General features: G+C 44.9%; 11 protein-coding genes. 4 read left to right on the top strand and 7 right to left on the bottom strand.

Annotation, left to right across the window (positions count from 1 at the left end; genetic code table 11):
* Positions 1–121: 121 nt before the first annotated feature.
* From DTO96_RS02105 to dnaA, 6 genes are all read right to left on the bottom strand, one after another.
* A complete protein-coding gene (locus DTO96_RS02105; RefSeq protein ID WP_114561984.1) occupies positions 122–5,701 on the bottom strand; it encodes a beta strand repeat-containing protein in 5,580 nt (1,859 codons plus the stop codon).
* Positions 5,701–6,444: a hypothetical protein gene (locus DTO96_RS02100; protein WP_114561983.1), complete on the bottom strand. Its 744-nt coding sequence runs from the start codon at positions 6,442–6,444 to the stop codon at positions 5,701–5,703. The genes DTO96_RS02105 and DTO96_RS02100 overlap by 1 nt, the downstream gene beginning before the upstream one ends.
* A gap of 61 nt (positions 6,445–6,505) precedes the next feature.
* Positions 6,506–7,273 (bottom strand): hypothetical protein, encoded by a 768-nt coding sequence (locus DTO96_RS02095; RefSeq protein ID WP_157964300.1) that lies wholly within the window; start codon positions 7,271–7,273, stop codon positions 6,506–6,508.
* A gap of 258 nt (positions 7,274–7,531) precedes the next feature.
* Entirely contained in the window at positions 7,532–9,976 is a 2,445-nt protein-coding gene (gyrB, locus tag DTO96_RS02090; RefSeq protein WP_114561981.1) for a DNA topoisomerase (ATP-hydrolyzing) subunit B, read from the bottom strand.
* Positions 9,977–10,155: 179 nt separating this feature from the next.
* On the bottom strand, positions 10,156–11,268 hold the full coding sequence (gene dnaN / locus DTO96_RS02085; RefSeq protein WP_114561980.1) for a DNA polymerase III subunit beta: 1,113 nt from the start codon (positions 11,266–11,268) through the stop codon (positions 10,156–10,158).
* Positions 11,269–11,516: 248 nt separating this feature from the next.
* On the bottom strand, positions 11,517–12,968 hold the full coding sequence (dnaA, locus tag DTO96_RS02080) for a chromosomal replication initiator protein DnaA (RefSeq protein ID WP_114561979.1): 1,452 nt from the start codon (positions 12,966–12,968) through the stop codon (positions 11,517–11,519).
* Between the two features lie 388 nt (positions 12,969–13,356).
* Here dnaA and rpmH point away from each other — a divergent pair, with 388 nt between their 5' ends.
* The 4 genes from rpmH to yidC all read left to right on the top strand — a co-directional run bounded on the left by rpmH (position 13,357) and on the right by yidC (position 15,993).
* Entirely contained in the window at positions 13,357–13,491 is a 135-nt protein-coding gene (rpmH, locus tag DTO96_RS02075; protein ID WP_114561978.1) for a 50S ribosomal protein L34, read from the top strand.
* A 39-nt stretch (positions 13,492–13,530) separates the two neighbouring features.
* Positions 13,531–13,986, top strand: coding sequence for a ribonuclease P protein component (locus DTO96_RS02070; protein ID WP_114561977.1), 456 nt, complete (start codon positions 13,531–13,533; stop codon positions 13,984–13,986).
* Positions 13,983–14,237 carry a membrane protein insertion efficiency factor YidD gene (gene yidD / locus DTO96_RS02065; protein ID WP_373277803.1) on the top strand — a complete coding sequence of 85 codons (255 nt, stop codon included), beginning with the start codon at positions 13,983–13,985 and terminating at the stop codon, positions 14,235–14,237. The genes DTO96_RS02070 and yidD overlap by 4 nt, the downstream gene beginning before the upstream one ends.
* A gap of 124 nt (positions 14,238–14,361) precedes the next feature.
* Positions 14,362–15,993, top strand: a complete 1,632-nt coding sequence (gene yidC, locus DTO96_RS02060) for a membrane protein insertase YidC (RefSeq protein WP_114561976.1) — start codon at positions 14,362–14,364, stop codon at positions 15,991–15,993.
* A 232-nt stretch (positions 15,994–16,225) separates the two neighbouring features.
* Here the strand turns inward: yidC and DTO96_RS02055 are convergent, their stop codons facing one another.
* Positions 16,226–17,296, bottom strand: a complete 1,071-nt coding sequence (locus tag DTO96_RS02055) for a hypothetical protein (protein WP_114561975.1) — start codon at positions 17,294–17,296, stop codon at positions 16,226–16,228.
* Positions 17,297–17,312: the final 16 nt, after the last annotated feature.

The following is a 17,312-nucleotide window of genomic DNA, read 5'->3' as shown; positions in this document are numbered from 1 at the left end:
ATCTGTAAACAAAAAGCCCCTTGATTGCTCAAGGGGCTTTTTGTTTAACTTATACGAATAATAGTATTAAACTCAACAAGATGCTTAATAGACATCTTGTTGAGTTTTTAAACCATGAGTACTACTGCCAATTCGCCGCAACCACAGTATTCAAACTGGATTGATACGTAGATGGCAAGGTAGTTTGCCCCGCCGCAGGAGCCGTAAACGCCGCCATTGCCCCCACCAAAGCCTCGACCTTGGTGTGGCTCAAGACCTTACCCCCAGCCGAGATGCTTTCAATAACAGATGCGGTATTTAGAGTACTCACACCACTGGCATACCAATCTTTGATGGTCACTTGATCGCTTGTACCGATCACACTCACAATCAAATCATTCGCAGAGTGTTTAAACCACAGCTGATCATTGGTGATGCCTGTTTGGAATGCAAGCACATCACTGTTGCCTGCAGTTGCATCGGTATCGGTGATCACATCCTGACCCTCAGTGCGTGCAAATTGGTATGTGTCATTACCCGCGCCACCCAGCAATGCATCGTTGCCCGCCGCTCCACTTAGGAGATCATTGCCCGCATTGCCTTCAATGCGATTGGCCAATGCATTGCCACTGAGCGTGTCATTCCCAGTACCACCCAACAGGTTTTCAAAGTTAATCAGTGTGTCCGTACCCGCAGCACCCGTGTTTTGCGCCGAGGTCAGCCCCAAATTGACAGTCAAAGCCGCGCTAAAATCCCGATAATCCACATAGTCAATACCAGCGCCACCATCTAAACTGTCATTACCCAAGCCAGCACGAATGATATTTGCACTGAGGCTGCCAATGAGCGTGTCATTGCCTGAGCCACCAAAGATATTTTCAAAATTGGTCAGGAGATCCAAACCAGCTGCACCTGTGTTTTGTGCAGTGCTTGTGTTCTTTAGATTCACAGTCACAGCGGTGGTCATACAACGATAATCCACCCAATCGCTGCCATCGCCACCATCAAGGGTGTCATTGCCTAGTCCGCCACGGATAACATCGGCACCCAAACCACCGCTGAGCACATTGTTTGCGCTATTGCCCATCATGTAATTGGCCAACTCATTGCCCGTGCCATTGATTGCAGCTGTGCCTGTCAATACCAATTGCTCGACATTTGACATTAAGGAAGTCGTGACGCTGCTGCTAAGCCTATCCACCCCTTCGTTAAGGGATTCAGTGATCACATCCAGAGTGCTGTTAATCAGGTAAGTGTCATTACCAGCACCACCGACGAGTGTGTCAATATCGGCGGTACCTCCGCCGTTCAAGGTGTCATTGCCTAAACCACCCGTTAATGTGTTACTGGCTATATTACCGGTAATGAGATTTGCGAGGTTGTTACCCGTGCCGTTGATTAAAGTCGCACCCGTTAGAATAAGGTTTTCTACATTGGCGGCTAATGAACCGATGCTGACACTGCTTTGAATGGTGTCTGTCCCCTCACTGGAGTTCTCTGTTACTACGTCAGCAGCATTATCGACAACATAAATATCATCCCCCCAATCCCCCATAAGGGTGTCAATGCCCAAACCACCATCTATATAATTATTTTTAAAATTACCCGTTATTTCATTATTAAGTTCATTACCATTTGCGACTCGTCCAGCAACTAATATTAAATTCTCAACACCAGCATATAAAGCATTCACATCAACTTCTGATTGAACCAAGTCAATTCCTTCGCCAAGCCTCTCAACAACAACATCACTTAAACTATCAACATCATAATAATCGTTTCCAGCACCACCAACTAAAGTGTCATTTCCCTCATCGCCTTTTAAGCGATCTGCCCCATCTCCGCCCTCAAGTTGATCGTTTCCAAAACCACCATTTAAATTATCATTGCCCGCCTGTCCATAAACTTTGTCATCTCCACGCCCCGAACTGATCTCATCATTCCCATCTCCTCCATAAACAATATCAGCCGCATAAAGAACAGGAAAACCCTCATCCCAACCAATAAATATACTATCAGCACCCAATCCACCGCGAATCAGATTGCCACCTCCTGTTATCCAAATAGCATCGTCCCCAGCACCACTATCAATCGTGTCATAACCATCCGCATAAATGAGGTCATTGCCATCCTCAGAAAAAATGGCATCTCGGCCTGAATAACAAAAAATCTGATCATTGCCCGTGCCTGCATGTATGAGTGCATGTTCAGTAAGGATCCCTTTTCCAATGCGACTAATATAATCATCACCAGCTCCTGCAAATATTTGACTACTTCCGCCATAAACAGAGATTAAGTCTTTTCCTAAACCGCTATCAATCAAATTATTACCATCGCCTGCATAGATAGTGTCGTTTCCTTCCATAGTAGTAATAGTATCGTTACCAGAAGATGAATTAATTGTATTTGATCCACTGCCCGCATCTATTTTATTATTACCCAAACCAGCATCAATAACATCATTACCCAAACCAGCATTAATGACATTATTTCCATCACCAGCTGTAATTCTGTTAACTCCAGAGCCACTATTAATCAAATTATCACCATCACCGGCATTGATGGTGTCATTTCCTTCCATGGCAGTAATGGTGTCGTTACCAGAAGATGCATCAATTGTATTTGATCCACTGCCCGCATCTATTTTATTATTACCCGAACCAGTATCAATAACATCATTACCCAAACCAGCATTAATGACATTATTTCCATCACCAGCTGTAATTCTGTCAACTCCAGAGCCACTATTAATCAAATTATCACCATTACCGGCATTGATGGTATCACTTCCTTCCATGGCAGTAATGGTGTCGTTACCAGAAGATGCGTCAATTACATTAGACCCGCTACCAGCATTAATCAAATTATCACCACCACCGGCATTGATGGTATCACTTCCTTCCATGGCAGTAATGGTGTCGTTACCAGAAGATGCGTCAATTACATTAGACCCGCTACCAGCATTAATCAAATTATCACCACCACCGGCATTGATGGTATCACTTCCTTCCATGGCAGTAATGGTGTCGTTACCAGAAGATGCATCAATTGTATTTGATCCATTGCCCGCATCTATTTTATTATTACCCAAACCAGCATCAATGACATCATTACCAGAACCACCATCAATCGTATCATTTCCGCCATCAGCTGTGATTGTGTCATTTCCAGCTTCACCAAAAAGAGTATTGTTACCGCTGTTTCCGATAATGACATTATTTAATGTATTCCCACGTCCAGTCAAATTAGCTGATTCTGTTAATTCCAAATTGTCTAAACCTGTCCCCAGTACAAACGAAACGCTACTGTAAACAGTATCAATGTCTACGCTTGCCACATCCACAGCCGTGTCACCCACATCATCAACATAATAAGCATCAATCCCCTCTCCTCCAGTCATTTGATCCGCGCCCAAACCGCCTATCAAAATATCATTTCCAGAGCCACCATTCAAAGTATCATTTCCATTCCTGCCATCAAGAATGTCATTGCCATCTTCAGCAAATAATGCATCATTGCCCTCGCCACCGTCTAAATTATCATCATCCATACCGCCATATAAACGATCATCACCTTCTCTTCCTATTAAAATATCCTCACCAGCATCTGCATATAGCTTGTCATTGCCTTTCCCCCCATCTAAAGTATCAACACCTTCACCACCAAGGAGTAAATCGGCTCCGTCTTCACCATACAGACAATCATTTCCTTTACCCCCATCTAAAGTATCATTACCTGCAACATCTGCAATATATGTATTTTTTGTTATCTCGTCTGCAGTAGGTGCTGTGTCACCATCGCCATACAATGCATCATTACCTAGACCTCCATTTAAGACATCATCACCACCATTACCGCTTAAAAGATCATTGCCGCCAGCTCCTGAAATTGAATTTTTAAAACGATTGCCTTCTAAAACATCCGAGCCCGCAGTCCCCAATTGATTGTTAGGATCGGGATTATTTAATGTGACGGCAGCCGATAAATAAATCCCCAGATCACCATTAGCCCAATTCTCAACCAAAATACTATTCGCACTTGAACCTTTACGGGTGATCATCAAATTACTCGCAGCAGTCGAACCTGAGCCAGTCGTCATAATCGTATACGACACCAAGCCATCTGCACTTACCGCATGTGTTGCAGAATCAAGTGTCCCGCGCGACAAAGTTATACCATCCAACATTACAGAACCAAAGTGATCGCTATCCATAATAGTGTCGGCACTAAATGCTCCTGAAAACTTATATGTATCTAAACCTGCACCACCTTCAACATAGTCATTTCCCTCGCTCGATTCAATTATGTCGTTCCCTGCACCACCATACAAATGATCGTCCAAACCACCCCCTTGCAACACTTCACTACTGCCACTACCAAACACAATCATTTTGCTTTGCAACGTCGTTGGATTGAACCCATCAATGTCCAAGGTCAAACCTGAAGCCATGTCCTTATAAATATAATCGCCATCTAAAACCGCAGTTTCACCCAACTCAGAAAACACCGAGAACCGCTGATTAAACGCGACACCACTCGCGCCGTAAAGCTTCACCCAATGCAGCATTTCGTCGCGGTCACTCAGCCACTGGGTGGTGATGACACCTTGACCTGTTGATGGGTCATATAAACTCAACGCACTTTCAACCGCTGGACTGACATCAAGTGCCACCACGCTCAATCCTGCCAAGGCTGCGCGAATGCGAACATCCGTTTGCGCGGCTGTCGCATTGTCATACAAGGTGTCCGATAGGGGGTGTGCGCTGATGTTTTGTAATTGGCTGGGGGTCAATGCACTGAAGAAGGCACGGGCGTTGCTGGTGAAGTTGGTATCGTTGGTGCTGCCAATCACTGACCGCCCCAGTGCTGCACCCATGAGCATGTCCATGAAAACATTTACGCCCACGTCAGCTATCAATTGAAATGCGCTTTTCAATGCGGGATTGTCCGTGCCGCCCACAACTGCGGCTTCTAAATCGCCGTTTCCGCCACCTGTAATGTAGCTTTTGATGTAGCTGCTGAATGTCTTGCTTAAAATGACGAGGTCGGTGTTTTGTTGGGGCTGTCCTTCGGCGACGAACTTGAGGGCGGCGGCTTTGAGGCCTGCGCTGTAGGATACATACGCAAACAGTACGTCACGCCAGTCGTTGAGGGTGTTGATTTCGGTGTCGTGTGTATCGGCTGGCGTGACGGGTGACATTAAACGCCATGTTTGGTCGGATTGCAGTTGGGTAAATAGCAATGCACCTGACCAGCCTGAGTTGTTGGCAAAGGCGGTGTCGGATTCGTCGTGGCCTAATTTTTTACCAAAAAGCGTTTCGCCTACTGCGCGAGCGTCTGCTTCGGCTATTCGAGTAATATCAGGAATTCCAAATTTTATGGAGTTATCATTTAGCTCACCTTTTATATCAGCAATTAAATTTTGTGCCACCGCATCCGATGCTTTTTGCATCAAAGTTGCACCCACCGAACCGCCGTAGCGTAAATCATACTCAGTTGAACTATAAGTTCGTATCAACTCTGACATTGCACCGCGCCCTGCATTGGCTTCGGCTGCGCCACGCAACCATAAAACAGTTGGATTGATAGAACTGATTCCTTTAATTTCTAAGGTATCAGCCAACCATGTGTAAAGTTGCCAATATGTCCCCGTAGTTGCTGCATCGGCTTTTTGTACAAATACATCGTATTCTGCTTGGGTTAAGTAGGTAATAACGCTCATTATTTAATATCCTCTATTTGGTTTGCTACGCTCATAATTGCTTGATAAATCTCTGGCCAATCATCTACATGTTTGGCTGTCATGTCACCCATTGCTAAATAAATATTTGATTTAAGTTGTACTCCTATTACACAAAACCCATCATCACTTCTTGCGCTTTTAGAGCCGCATCTTGCAACTGGAAAACCCCCATTGACATCTTTAAATCCTCTCAAAACATAGTAGCGTTCAATATCATTGTTATTCGATTTATTAACATAAACATCCATATCAAGTTGTGGAGACTTTTCTTTTATCAGAAAGTTACTTTCTAGCAAAGAATCAAAACCCTGCCTGTCAGTTCGCCCTGAAGGTAAAATATAAATCCTTATAGTTTCATCATCCACTTTAGACTGACCTTTACCTCTAGCGCCATAATAATTATTGCCTTTAGTCCAATGAATCATCATGCTTTGATTAAAATAATACTCAGCAGGAAACGAATAAATGCTCCCCCCACTTTTAACAAATGACCGCCCTTTCTTTCGTTCCTCAGGCAAAGCATTGATTTTTGCTCTTTCCTCATCCGTCAGAACTGTTTCTTTTTCATAAGCGGCCTTCATTACTCTATTCTTTTGCCCCTCTATCCGCGCCTCTTGAAAGGATTGATAAGCTTTAAATCCCACAAACGCAACCAGCCCCCAGATAATCAAGCGAATACCATATCGCCTCAATTTCATGATTTGTGAACCACTTAAACTCATGCGACCTCCAATTGATTCATTTGCTCTAATTTTTCTTGGTTTAAGTATGTAATAACGCTCATTATTTAATCTCCTCTATTTGGTTTGCTACGCTCATAATTGCTTGGTAAATCTCGGGTAAGTTGTTGACATGCTTGGCGGTAAGTTCCCCAACACTTAAAAATATATTGGATTGCACTTGAACACCAACAAGACAGTATCCAAAATCACTTTTTGCACTCCACGGACCGCATCGAATAACGGGCGGCTTACCATTTATATCTTTAAAGTCATTTAAAACATAATAATCTTTGATATACCATTCTTTCTCCGCTGGTTTTCGATAGACATCAACGCCCTTACGCTGGGATGGCTGTTTAATTAATACACCTTGCTGAAATAAAGCATCGAAATCTTGGCGGGTGGTTGTAATAACACCTTGGGGGTGAACCATAACCCGCATTCCCTCATCCCCTTTCTTTGTCGGGTCAGTTTCCACATGCCCAGAAAACTCACCATCTTTAACCCACTCCAACCACATTCCTAAACTATAGTAATATCGTCTCGGCACAGAAAACATCTGCCCATCTGCCTTTACAAACGCACGCCCCTTTTTACGCTCTTCAGGCAAGGCGGCAATGATGGCGTTTTCTGCTGGCGTGGCGATGCTTTTCTGCTCTTCAATTTCACGCATTTGTCTGTTTTTCTGCCCCTCCATCCGCGCCTCTTGGAAGGATTGATAGGCTTTAAATCCCACAAACGCAACCAACCCCCAGACAACCACGCGAATACCATATCGCCTCAACTTCATGATTTGTGAACCACTTAAATTCATATTATCTCCGTTCATTATTCGACCTACCAAAATAGTTATTTGGCTTTAATGTCATTAGATTCAATCTCAATTAGAACCCGTATCAAGCACTTAATTTATTCTATCTATTCAATTTAAGCTGGTTGCTTTTTATTTTGTAATTATACATATACATACATTCGCTTGCGTATAATTTATCAGCTACTCAAACGGACATTCCATATCTACATATGAGCGAATAAAAAAAGCCCCTTGATGGTTTCAAGGGGCTTTTTAAATCAATGCTTAAGTCGTTTAAGTGTCAATATTATTCACATACACCGCATTGCTTTCAATAAACGCGCGACGCGGCTCAACGTCGTCGCCCATGAGGGTTGAGAAAATTTGATCCGCAGCAATGGCATCTTCTATTTTCACTTGCAGTAAGCGACGCACCGATGCGTCCATTGTGGTTTCCCACAGCTGATCTGGGTTCATTTCACCCAAACCTTTATAGCGTTGCTTGCTGATGCCACGCTCAGCATCGTCCAGCAACCATTTCATGGCTTGGTGGAAATCTTTGACGCGGGCTTGGCGCATTTTCTCACCTTCACCACGGCTGACCGTGACCCAGTGCTCCGATTGTGCAACGCCCATGTGTTGGCCGAACAGCTCAGCACCTTTTTTCAAGTTCAGGCAATCGGCACTTTGGGTGAACTCTTGGGTGACGTATGACAACTTCACATTGCCAAAATGGCGGCGGTGAATCATCAATCGCGGTTCACCGTGCGCATCTTCTTGCACCCATACATCGAGTTTAATCGCGGGTTGATGCGAGAAATAATCACGCAACGCCGTTGCGCTGGCCTCTGCCGTATCCATGTTGCTTAAATCAAGCTGTAAACCATCGCCAATCGCTCGCAATAAAAGCGGTTCGTAGGCATTTGACAAGCGGCGCACAATCGCTTCCGCCAGTTGATATTGGCGCACCAATTCGACCAGTGTTTCACCTTCAATCACTTGTTCGGTGTGTGTCACCAAGCGGGCTTTTTCAAGGGCGATGTTGAGTACGTATTGATTCATTTCCACATCGTCTTTGATGTAGCGTTCATCTTTGCCCTGCTTGATTTTGTACAGTGGTGGTTGTGCAATGTAGATGTGGCCGCGCTCGACCAAATCAGGCATTTGGCGGTAGAAAAAGGTCAGTAACAATGTGCGAATGTGCGCACCATCGACGTCCGCGTCGGTCATGATGATGATGCGGTGGTAGCGTAATTTTTCAACATTGTAATCGTCTTTACCAATGCCTGTGCCAAGCGCGGTGATGAGCGTGACGACTTCTTGTGAGGACAGCATTTTGTCAAATCGCGCTTTTTCGACATTTAAAATTTTACCTTTGAGTGGCAAAATCGCTTGGTATTTTCGATCCCGACCTTGTTTGGCGGATCCGCCTGCGGAATCGCCCTCGACAAGGAAAATTTCACACATCGAAGGGTCTTTTTCTTGGCAATCGGCGAGCTTTCCTGGCAAGCCCACGCCATCCAACACACCTTTTCGGCGTGTCATTTCGCGGGCACGACGCGCTGCATCACGGGCACGTGCGGCTTCGACCACTTTATTACAAATGATTTTGGCTTCGTTTGGATTTTCTTGTAAAAAATCAGACAAGGCTTTGGCCACCAACTCTTCAACGGGCAAACGCACTTCCGACGACACCAATTTGTCTTTGGTTTGCGAGGAGAATTTTGGCTCAGGGACTTTGATGGACAAAATGCAGGTCAAGCCTTCGCGCATGTCGTCGCCCGTGGTTTCAATTTTGGCTTTTTTAGCGAATTCGTTTTCTTCGATGTATTTATTCATCACACGTGTCATGGCGGCACGTAAACCGGTCAAATGCGTGCCACCGTCGCGTTGTGGGATGTTGTTGGTGAAGCACTGCACCGATTCGTTGTAGCTGTCATTCCATTGCATGGCGACATCAACCGATACATTGTCCTTTTCACCCACGGCGTGGAAAATTTTTGCATGCAAAGTGCTTTTTGAGCGGTTGACATACTCAACAAAGCCCGCCATGCCGCCACTGAAGGCAAATTCTTCTTCTTTGTTGTTGCGCAAATCGACCAAGCGCATTTTCACGCCGTTGTTCAAGAAAGACAGCTCTCGGATGCGTTTCGATAAAATTTCATAATGAAAGGTCACGTCGCCAAAAATTTCTTGGCTGGCGAGAAAGTGGACTTTTGTGCCTTTTTTATCCGTATCACCCGTGATGGCCAAAGGCTCAACACGGTCGCCATTGCGAAATTCCATTTCGTGCTTTTTGCCATTGCGGTACACCGTGAGTTTGAGCCAGTCCGACAGTGCGTTGACCACAGACACGCCCACACCGTGCAACCCGCCTGACACTTTGTAACTGTTTTGATCAAATTTACCACCCGCGTGTAGCTCGGTCATGACGATCTCTGCGGCACTGCGGCCAAATTCATCGTCTTTGTGGATGTCAGTGGGAATGCCTCGGCCATTGTCCGAAACAGAAATGGAGTTGTCTGGGTGAATCGTGATGACGATGTCATCGCAGTGCCCCGCAAGGGCTTCATCAATGGCGTTGTCCAACACTTCAAAGACCATGTGATGCAAGCCTGTGCCATCGCCAGTATCGCCGATGTACATGCCCGGGCGTTTACGTACCGCTTCGAGGCCTTTGAGCATTTTAATCGAATCGGCACCGTATTCGGCGGGTTGCATAACTGCTTGATCTGTCATTTTAATCCTTTGCAAAAGCGGTTTTCTGCTTTTTGGTTTACGTGCTCTGACGGTTTGAATCTGGTTTTACAAGGTCGTGTGCAAAAAGTACACAAGACCTTCAATTGTGAACATCAAATACTTAAATCAAACCATTGGATTGGGTTCAATGGTTGAGTCGCATTTATGTTTTGTAAGGCTTAAATGCGCATGGGCATGACAACATATTTGAAGGCTTCATCGTCTTGCACGGTGATCAACACACTTTGATTTGCGCTGTTACCCAAATTCAAAATGATGTTTTCAGTTTTTTGATTGCCCAATACATCCAGTAAATAATGCACATTAAAACCAATGTCAAGTGCATCCCCATCGTAATCCACGTCGAGTTCTTCAAGAGCATTTTCTTGATCGGTGTTGGTTGAGCTGACTTTGATGGTGTTTGATTCAACCAAGCAACGCACGCCTTTGAATTTCTCATTGCTTAAAATCGCGACACGTTGCAAAGCCTGTTGCAACACTTGACGGTTGATGTGCACCGCTTTGGTGTAATCTTTAGGGATGACTTTTTGGTAATCAGGGAATTTGCCTTCAACAAGCTTGGAGGTCAATTCAATGTTGTGAAACATGAAGCGGATTTGATTGTTAGACAATTCAATTGTCACGTCCTCATCATTGTCCTTGAGCAAACGTTGTAATTCCATGACCGTTTTGCGTGGCAAAATGAATTCTTTCTTCTCGCCTAAATCTTGTTCGGTGATGGTGTTGGCATAAGCCAAGCGGTGACCATCGGTGGCCACGACAGACAGTTGATTGCCTTCAACAATCATCAACATCCCGTTCAGATAATAACGGATGTCTTGTACCGCCATGGCGTAATCGGCTTTATTGAGCAAAGCCGTCAAACTTTTTTGTTTGAGTTCAATTTTATGACTGAAGTCACCTGTTTTGGCCATTTCAGGAAAATCATTTGCAGGCAACGTTTGTAAGTTAAATTTACTTTTACCTGAGCTGATGGCAAGTTTGTTGTCTTTCAGATTCAGAGCCACGTCTTTGGCATCAGGTAAAGACTTCAAAATATCGAGTAATTTTTTTGCATTCACGGTGGTGCTCACATCTTCACCATTGTCTGCAACGGCCAATTGCGTTTTAATCTGGATTTCAATGTCCGTACTGGTCAAGGTCAAAGTGTCGGCAGTTTTTCTGAACAACACGTTGGCCAAAACAGGCAAGGTGTGACGGCGTTCAACAATGCCACAGACCACTTGTAAAGGGTTTAATAACGTGTCCTTGCTGCATTTAACCAATTCCATAATAAAAATCCTTTTATTAAACTATATTTATTTACTCACACATTTTTTGTGGATAACACTAAAAAAACAATCAATACAACATTTTACAGCAGTTTTTGCCTTGTGGATGGGTTGTTGATAAAACGAATGCATTTGGGTTTGAATGGGTTTTGTTAAAAACTGTTCAAATTTTATGCACTGGTATGGCTGACTTATCCACAGCTTATTCAGTTTTACTTAAAAACACAGTGAAACCGTTTTTTTAAGCATCAACCTTTCAATATTTGTTCCAATAAATGCAACTCATGGTTCAACTTGGTATCAACCCGTTTGTCTTCGTTGATTTTTCGAACGGCGTGCAACACAGTGGTGTGATCGCGCCCGCCAAAAGAAGCGCCGATTTCAGGCAGGCTTTTTTGTGTCAATTCTTTCACCAAATACATGGCAATCTGTCGAGGAAAGGCGATGTTTTTTGGTCGTTTTTTTGAGTACATGTCAACAAGGCTGATTTTATAATAATCAGCCACCACTTTTTGAATGGACTCAATCGAAATTTGATCTTGATTGTTGTTGAGCAAATCTTTTAATGCGCTTTTCGTGCTGTCAACCGTTATTTCTTGCTTGTGAAAGCGAGAGTAAGCAATTACTTTCCTTAGTGCGCCTTCCAGTTCACGAACGTTGGCACGCAGCAATTTGGCGATGAAGAAAGCGACGCTTTCTGACAAGGCGATGCCTTCTTGATCTGCTTTTTTGAGCAAAATACCCACGCGCATTTCAAGTTCGGGGGGTTCAATTTCAATGCTGATGCCCGACTCAAAGCGTGAACGCAAGCGTTCTTGAATGCCCTCTAAAGCTTTCGGATAACGGTCACTGGTGATGATGATTTGCTTGTTGTCACGAATTAAGGATTCAAATAATTCAAAGAAGGCAAATTGTGTGCCCTCTTTTTTACCGTCACCAAAAAATTGAATGTCATCGATGAGCAACATGTCGAGGTTTTGATAATAGGTTTTAAATTCATCAAATTTATTATTTTGATAGGCTTTGACAATTTCGCTGACATAGGTGTTGGCAAATAAGTAACGTACTTTTTTAGATGGTGAGTGCTCTAACACGGCATTGCCAATCGCGTGCATCAAATGGGTTTTGCCAACACCGACGCCGCCATAGATGAAAAAAGGGTTGTATTTTCGACCTGGTTGTTCAACGACTTCATAGGCAATCATTTTGGCCAGTTGATTGGCTTTGCCGGTGACTAAACTGTTAAAGCTGAGTTCTTCTTCGAGGTTGGATTGTTTAAATGCCAGAGCATTGGCCTCATCGGCCTTAATTTGCGCTTCAATCGATGCGCTGCTTGGCGCAGAGCTTGCTGCGGCTGCACTGGGGGCTGCGAGATGTTGAGCAAATTGAGCTGCATTGGCAGTGCTTGATGCTGGCGTGTTGATGCTTGTCAGGGGCGAAGGTTTTGGGTGTCCTTTGGCCGATACGACGAAGACCACCTGGACTGGATGCCCCCAATACTCGTGAGCCAGTGTGTGTAAGCGCTCACCAAACTGCCTGCCGCAAGCGTCTGCCTTAATGCGGCTTGGTGCATTAATTTTTAAAACCATGCTTTTTTCATCATACTCAACAGCAGATAAAGGTGTGATCCACGCTTTAAATTGCTGAGGTGTTAACTCTTTTTTGAGTTGATTTAAACAAGATTGCCAAAATACCAACATGAAGGACGACCGTAATCAAAAGGGATAACAATGCCCGTTGAGGCCATAACCTCAAATGGTGTGCATCGATTAATTGTTAAACAGAGGGATAAAAAACTATAGGAAATAAAAAACACCGCAACCCTGTCACGATGGGGAGGTGTTTTTTAAAGATGTGTCTATTTTACACTTTTTACCCTGCCCTAGGCAAAGTTATCCACAGTTTTCGATGTTAATGTCGCAAAAACATGAGAAACGCTGACTAAAGTATTGCATTTACTGGATAAATCGGGTTTAATGTTTGATTCGTGAAAGCGCGATGGATAAAACGTTAATGTGTCCATAGAATACAACCGCTTTCGGATGAATTTTTTGCAACTATGCAGTTTTTTGTTTGGGTAGACATATTATGAAACGTACTTTTCAGCCTTCAGTGGTTCGTCGTAAACGCACTCACGGTTTCCGTGCTCGCATGAAAACCCGCGGTGGTCGTGCGGTATTGAACGCGCGCCGCGCTAAAGGTCGCACTCGTTTGGCTGTTTAATTGGCTCAACCTGTAACACCTTCTTTTACGGCTGATACCATGGTGCGCCCCTCTTTTGGGTTGCCCCGTTCGCGTAAAATACTCAAAGCGGATGCCTATGCATCCGCTTTGCGCATGCGCACATGCGGGCAGACCGCTCATTTTGCTTTACATTTTTGTGCGCATCGGCCACATGTGGTTCAAGTTCGAACCATCACAGAGCCGTGGCCCAAAATCGGTTTGGTGGTGCCAAAAAAATTGGCCAAGCATGCGATTCGACGCAATACGGTGAAACGTTTGACGCGCGAGTATTTCCGTTTGCATTCAGCGGGTTTGGCCGACGGTTTGTGGGTGGTTCGTTTGAAAGCCAAAGTGAATCAGTTGCCTTTAACTGCGGGTTTGAAGCGAGAGTGGTCGTTGCAATTGGTGGATTTGTTTGCTCAGGGTGTCGTGTTTGCTGAGCAGTTTAAAAGCCGATCGATCCCTGTTAAATCTGTGGATGAGCCCGTTTTATGATGAAGCGGTTGTTCATTGGCTGTGTGCGTCTGTATCAGTTGGCGATCAGTCCTTTAATGGCGAATCATTGCCGTTTTTATCCGACGTGTTCGCGTTATGCCATTGTGGCGATTGAGCGCCATGGTGTTGTGCGCGGCTCGTGGTTGGCCATGAAGCGTATTTCTCGCTGTCGTCCTGGATGTGAGGGCGGTGTTGATTTGGTGCCGACGGTTGGCGAACTAAAACAAGGCTGTTCTTGTCATAAGAGTTGATATAATGGCGAGCTTATTGCGTGGTTTGATGTGAAAGTGCTGTGGTGTGCTCAAAACCGAGTGACCGTTAAGTGATAGCCAAGTGATTTTTTGTATGCCCATTTAATTATTTAGAGAAAAAATAATGAAGAATTTTTCACCGCGTACCCTGTTGTGGTTGGTTTTTGCAGGTTCTTTGCTGCTTTTATGGAACAATTGGCAGCTTCAACATGCACCTGTGCCAACGTCGCCGATGGCTCAAGTGGCTGCGGCCAACGGTGCGACAGGTGCCGTCAGTACGAGTGTGGCAGGTGCGCCTGCTGCGGACAGTGTTCAGCTCAAGGGGCAGCCTTTGATCTTGGAAAACGATGTTTTGCGTTTGAAGCTGAACACCGAGGGCGGCGTGATTCAGTTCGCAGAATTGATGAAGTTTAAAAACTCATCGGATAAAAGCTTGAATGTGTTGTTGCTCAATTCGGATGCACACAGTTTGTATGTGACGCGCAGTGGTTTGGCGAATCCTGAGTTGAATTTGAATCACAAAACCATGTTCACGGCGAGTGCGCCTGAAACCGTGATGAAGGATGGCCAAGATGCGGTCAGTGTGACGTTAACGGCGCAAAACAATGGCGTGACATTGCGTAAAATTTACACATTGAAACGTGGCAGTTATTCTGTGGATGTCAAACATGAGATTGACAATGACAGCGCTGTTGCGATTGCACCACGTGTGTATTTGGACATCGTGCGTGATGCTTCACAAATTGGCGATTCTCAGTTTTACAGCACGTACACGGGGCCTGTGGTGTACAACGATGAGGACAAGTTTAAAAAGGTGGCTTTTGAAGAGATTGCCAAAGGCAAAGTCAATTACACGCCCAAAGCCAATAATGGTTGGGTGGGTATGGTTCAACATTATTTCGTGTCTTCATGGGTGATTCCTCAAAACATGGAACGCGATTTTTACACCCGCATCGAACAAACCGCTCCTTTTGCGGCATACAGCGTGGGTGAAATCACCAATTTACCAAGCATTGCGCCTGCGGCCAAGGGCAGTTTTGATGCACAGTTGTATGTTGGGCCTCAGGATCAAAAGACGTTGGCGACGGTTGCGCCTGGTTTGGATTTGGCGGTGGATTATGGTTGGTTGACGATCATTGCTAAACCGGTGCATTGGTTCATGGGCATTTTGCATTCGTTCATCGGTAACTGGGGTTGGACCATCATTGCCTTGACGATTTTGATGAAATTGGCCTTTTTCCCATTGACGGCGGCGAGCTATAAATCAATGGCGAAAATGAAAGCTTTGGCGCCAAAATTGAAAGTTTTGCAAGAAGATTATGGCGATGACAAACTCAAATTAAACCAAGCCACCATGGAATTGTACAAATCCGAAAAGGTGAATCCAGCGGGTGGTTGCTTGCCGATGTTGGTGCAAATGCCGATTTTCATTGCGCTGTACTATGTGTTGCAAGCGGCGGTTGAAATGCGTGGTGCGCCGTGGATGGGTTGGATTAAAGATTTATCTGCACCAGATCCTTTGTGGATTTTGCCAGTGATTTACATGGTGACGATGTTCATTCAAACGAAATTGAATCCCACGCCTGCGGATCCAATGCAAGCACGCATGATGTTGATGATGCCTTTGATTTTTGGCGTGACCTTCTTCTTCTTCCCTTCGGGCTTGGTGTTGTATTGGGTGGTGAGCAACATTTTCTCGATTGGCCAACAGTGGTACATCAATAAGCACATCACCAATAAACCTGTGAAAGCTTAATGCAACATTCAAAAAACAGTGGTTGGTGTGATGTTTGATCATCACATGTTGAATCAAAAAACGGCGATGCTTTATCGCCGTTTTTTTACGCCCATTGGATATGGTGGGTTGGGTTTGTGCTTGTCGCCAAATCCTGGCTGATATGCCATTTGGGTTTTATGGGAGTTTTCCATTCAAAACCGTCCAATTCAAGCAATCGCAAGGCGGGGTTTGCTTTGCGATTATTTGCAGTTTATGGTTTAACGCTGATTGGATGTGATTTGCCCTCCCCTTGCCAAAATCCATTTAAAGAGGCGTCACTGATGGTTAATGTGATGGTCTTGGGTGTGCGTTCGTCGTTTTCGGTCAGGGTGATCGTATTGCCTTTGAGTGAGCCATATAACTCAATGCTGGTTTTGTATTGGTTGTAAAAGTATTGGCCTGAGACACTGCTTTCGTTGGCATCATTGGGGCTTTGCGGTGGTTCGAGCAGCATGGTGATGCGTGCGTTGCCGAGCGTGCCGTATAGGATTTGACCGAATGCGCTGGGATGAAAAGTATCGCTGGCGGTCTGGCTGAACAAGGCTTTGCCATACGTTGTGAGGTAAGGGGTGAGTTGAGTCAATGACAGGCTGTTGTCAAAATCACCGATGTCATCCAGGGCGCGCATGGCGTGGTTGCTGCATCGATCACTGGTGAAGGTCACTGTGCGGTTGTTTATTTGAAAAGTGCTGTAGAAGGTGTTAAATGGTTCTTTGGCGCGTTCTTTTTTTGAGTTCAAGCAGTCGGTGTATAACTCCAATTGCGCTTCTGTGGTGTCATCACGTTTGATGCTTTTCAAGTGTTTCACGGTGCGTTCTATGCGAGCGATGTTCAATTGGTTGATCTTTGCATCCAGTTGAGCGATGCCTTGGTTTGTGAATACATCCGTTAAACCAATGTGATGTCCCGTTTGTGCATCAAAATGATAGCTGGCATTGCTTTCTTCGCAGTAGGCTCCGCAATATCCCATATGCAGATTCAGTGCCAATACTTTGCGGTCGTTGCGCACCACGTTGTAGCCATAGGTTGTGCTGGCGGGCATGGGGGTGACGGTTTTTTTTGCTTGCGGTTGAGTGGCGAGTTGGCTGAGGGCATCAATGAACAGGTAATCGTTGATGCGTTTATCTGCTTGAGTGTTGCTTGAGGATACGAGGGGCATCACATTGTCGCCATCGGTGTGACGTTGTATGTGATAGGGGTGTTCATTGCTCGTCTGGGCATTGACGTTGTTCAGCCAGAAGGCGCATGCAATGACAGGCATGAATTTTTTGTGTAAGCGCATGGGTGCTCCTTGTATG

The organism is Ephemeroptericola cinctiostellae (assembly GCF_003339525.1).
GTDB lineage: Bacteria > Pseudomonadota > Gammaproteobacteria > Burkholderiales > Burkholderiaceae > Hydromonas > Hydromonas cinctiostellae.
The sequence above is the reverse complement of the archived record's forward strand: the minus strand, read 5'-3'. Positions and strand labels throughout refer to the sequence as shown.